Annotated in this window: 6 protein-coding genes; 2 read left to right on the top strand and 4 right to left on the bottom strand. The window is 44.6% G+C overall.

Annotated features, from left to right (window positions below; genetic code table 11):
• Nucleotides 1-599: EAL domain-containing protein (locus BZG79_RS13395; RefSeq protein ID WP_199877863.1), on the top strand; the 599-nt coding region annotated here is incomplete at its 5' end.
• A 5-nt stretch (nucleotides 600-604) separates the two neighbouring features.
• Nucleotides 605-799, top strand: a complete 195-nt coding sequence (locus tag BZG79_RS16945) for an EAL domain-containing protein (RefSeq protein ID WP_021023454.1) — start codon at nucleotides 605-607, stop codon at nucleotides 797-799.
• Nucleotides 800-1,065: 266 nt separating this feature from the next.
• Here BZG79_RS16945 and nrdD (BZG79_RS16940) read toward each other — a convergent pair whose 3' ends face one another.
• The 4 genes from nrdD (BZG79_RS16940) to BZG79_RS16560 form a co-directional block, all read right to left on the bottom strand.
• A complete protein-coding gene (gene nrdD / locus BZG79_RS16940; RefSeq protein ID WP_274533715.1) occupies nucleotides 1,066-1,983 on the bottom strand; it encodes an anaerobic ribonucleoside-triphosphate reductase in 918 nt (305 codons plus the stop codon).
• Nucleotides 1,902-2,903, bottom strand: coding sequence for an anaerobic ribonucleoside-triphosphate reductase (gene nrdD / locus BZG79_RS16935; protein ID WP_198532965.1), 1,002 nt, complete (start codon nucleotides 2,901-2,903; stop codon nucleotides 1,902-1,904). The genes nrdD (BZG79_RS16940) and nrdD (BZG79_RS16935) overlap by 82 nt, the downstream gene beginning before the upstream one ends.
• A 2-nt stretch (nucleotides 2,904-2,905) precedes the next feature.
• A complete protein-coding gene (gene nrdG / locus BZG79_RS13380) occupies nucleotides 2,906-3,379 on the bottom strand; it encodes an anaerobic ribonucleoside-triphosphate reductase activating protein (protein WP_025744752.1) in 474 nt (157 codons plus the stop codon).
• Nucleotides 3,301-3,601 (bottom strand): hypothetical protein (locus BZG79_RS16560; RefSeq protein ID WP_206779500.1); only part of this gene is annotated, 301 nt, incomplete at its 5' end. The genes BZG79_RS16560 and nrdG, both read right to left, overlap by 79 nt.

Below are 3,601 nucleotides of genomic sequence, written 5' to 3'. Positions count from 1 at the left end.
GGCTGTTAATGGATGCAAACCAGAAAAAAGTTCATCAATCACGCCAACGGTTACTCACGGAAATCCGTGAAGCTCTGAAGGTAAAACAATTTCAGTTGGTCTATCAACCGAAAGTAAACCTAAGAACAGGTTCCGTTCTAGGCGTTGAGGCGCTCATCCGTTGGAAGCATCCAGAAAAAGGATTGTTATCTCCAGCGTATTTTCTATCAGAAATCGAAAATCATCCCCTTATTGTGGACATTGGTAGATGGGTTATTGAAGAATCGCTGCAGCAGATGCACAAGTGGGATCAAAAGGGGTTGAACCTAACTATGAGTGTTAATGTGGCTGCTCTTCATCTTCAATCTCCAGCCTTCTCAGACGAACTTCAGCAATCGTTCGATCGTTTTCCGGAAGTCGATCCGTCGCGATTTGATCTTGAAATACTAGAGACCGCCACGTTGGGCGATCTTCAATCCTCGGTGTTGGTGATTAACGAATGTCGGAGCATGGGAGTAACGTTCTCTCTTGACGACTTTGGTACGGGCTACTCATCTTTGGCTTATTTAAAACAATTACCTGTTCAGACAATAAAAATTGACAAAGAGTTTGTGAGNTAATTGCATTGGCAGAAGCATTTGATAAAAAGGTTATCGCTGAAGGTGTAGAAACAATTGAACAAGGTGAGCTTCTGCTCGAACTCGGATGTTTTCACGCCCAGGGTTACGCTATGTCGCCACCTTTGCAGCCAGAAAGACTTCCGCAGTGGCTCGCCAGTTGGAAGCCATTCCTGCAATGGACTCAAGGACACAAAAAATAAGTGAGCTATTGGCAAAGATGGTGTATCGAGATCATGCACTAGCCTATTGCGCAGTCTCCATTTATTTCACGCCATCGATTAAACGAACATCCCTCACTACACCAGCCAGTCGCTTAAAACCTCGTCCTGGTCCCTGCGCGATCTCTGGTTAAGAAAGTAACTGTTTCACTTCTTCTCACAAACTTTCAGAAGGGAAAGCTAACATAGTGTCATAAATGCAAAGAAGGAGTTTAACTCCCTCTTTATTTACAGATGGACGTGTCAACTTAACTTGCCTTACGCAGCCCTATATTAGCCTGTGCCGCACAGTTGATTGTCTGCGTCGCCTCGTCGCGATGGTAATGACGAGCTGTGTGCTCTTTACGACGCCCAGCGCTGAACGCAGAAACACGCTTAAGGTAACCAATAACTCGAGTGCCGTAATCAATGTTATTGGAGTGGCAGCTTGAGCATTCACTTAATGTGCGTTTATCGATGTGTTCACACTCGTTACAAATAGTGATTTTGACGTTAATGCAGAAGTAGTTACAGCCGGTTTTCGCAGCGATATTCAGCAACGACAAGTAACCCGTGGTGTTCAGTTTTTCATCGAGGTTTAGGTGTAGTGCGGAGCCGCCGTCTAAATACTCCACCAGTTCTTTACCGTGCATAACGAATTTATCTAAGGCATTGGTTTCATCGTCCTCAACGACATAGAAGTACGAGTTGTAGCACTCGCGCGATACTTTATAACCGTCGGCTTTGTCCCATTTTGCATTCTTAACACCTAAGTTTTCTGCAGGCACAAACTCGGTATTAAACATATAACCGTATTCCGCTTTGGCGGCTTTATTGGCGTCATAAATAACCTTCAGGTGACGTTTGACAAAGCTCTTATACTCTGGGTTATTGCTTGCTCTAATGCCTTGAGATTCCGCGGCTTCGACCATGCCGTTAATGCCAATGGTCAGGAATTGTTTGTCCAGACTAATAAAACCAGCGTCATAGACTGTCAGCATACCCGCTTCTTTGTACTCCTCCATCAGCTTGCGGTAAGCCACTTGATACTTATGAATTTTGCTAATTTCCTCTTCTAAGTCACGACCGTCCTGCACTAGACGGTTCATATTAATGGTAATGACATTGATAGAGCCTGTCGCAACACCGCCGGCCCCCAGGGTGTAAGAGAAGGTATTGTCGCTAATTTCCGAGCGCAGACGGCAACAGGACGCAAGTGAGTCGGCATTGTCTGACAAATACACAAAGAACGAATTACCGTTGGCCAATTCAGCCGCCATTTTTTCGCGAAGACCTGATCTTTACAAGCGCCGTCTTCCGTTAACATGGCAACGGTCACAACTGGGAAGGTCAAAATAGACTTTTCACGCTCTTTATTGAACCAGTCTAAGAAGAAGTCCTGCAAAGCACTGACGGTTTCCCACTTAGGTTTACTAAAGTCTCTCGGAAATACGAAGTCGCCAAACATGCTATCGAAATAGTGCTTGTCGTACACAGAAATGTTCCAGAACACACTTTGATAACCGCGTGCAGCCGCAGGTTGATTAATCGCATACACAACGTGCTGTAAGTGATTTTCGATTTGCTTGCGGTGCGTGTTTAAGTAGTCATCACCGTAGTCTTTACGCGCGAAATAGTCGAAGTAAGTTAAGAACTCAACGGTTGCCACAGCGCCAGCGTATTGCGAGCTAACCGCAAAAACAAAATTCACAAAGGAGCCACAAAACGACTCTAAATGTTTAGGCGCCAGCGACTCACCACCGAGTTTCGTCAAGCCGTCCATTAAAAACGGATACATAGTCACTGACACGCAATATGGCTTCAGACTGGTCTCATCGTGCACGTAAATTTCATGATTTTCTATTTGACGTACGTATTCTTTCGCTAAGTTGTCGTCGAACAACGCCGCAATTTTGTTACTAACCTGCTTGCGGTTAACCTGTACGAAGAAGTCTTTCATCAGCTCAGCTTCTAAGGTCGCGATATTTTTCTGAGTAACGTTCGCGTTGGCGTCCATTTTCGAACCGTCCGCCGCATTCTGTGCGTTCAGGTAATCCGCAATAAAGTCTACTTTTTCTGAAACCTGGTCGTCGTTTAAACGCAACATAATTATTCTCCTGTCAGAAACTTGCAGTTCAGTAGCTGCTTTGTTCTTAAATCATAAAATTTTTGGTTGGTATGGGGGCTGTCTAAACCGCCCTTTTCGGCTATCCATGGCCCGGTTTTTAAGTACGTCAACTGCTCCCTGATGCGCAAAGAGACATCCTCGTAACCTGTATAAAGGCAGGTTTCCAGCCCTTCTGCGCGAACTCGTTTTAAGTGTTTTATCAGCGCTTCTGGTTGCCATTCACCGCCCAGAAACAACACGCACGTAATGAGCCCTGTGTACATAGTTAAGCGCTCCTGTAAGTAGTCTTCGGTCAACGCTAAACCGCTGCCGACTGGCCAACTGTCCACACTATGACAACCTTTACACCCGACCGGGCATCCGGTGATGGTGTAAGCTAATGCCACTTCACCCGGCACTTCCTGCCAAACAATCTGTTCAGAGCTGTAATGTAGCTGTTGCGGATAGCCTGCCATAAAAAACCATATCTAGAGATCAAATTCAAATATAGCACTACATATTGTGCCTTGATAGCATAGATGACATAAAACACTGTGCATTGATCAACTTCAAAAAACACGTTAAACACCTCTGGTGCAGGGTATAAAATACCTTTTAAGTTTTTTTTACCAATAAGGTTAAAAAAACCCTTTACTTTTGAGTCATAAAAACCATAAGGGATAATTTCACAATAAAAT

The organism is Salinivibrio sp. MA427, assembly GCF_001996115.1.
Classification (GTDB): domain Bacteria; phylum Pseudomonadota; class Gammaproteobacteria; order Enterobacterales; family Vibrionaceae; genus Salinivibrio; species Salinivibrio costicola.
This window is presented reverse-complemented; position numbering and strand designations above follow the sequence as displayed.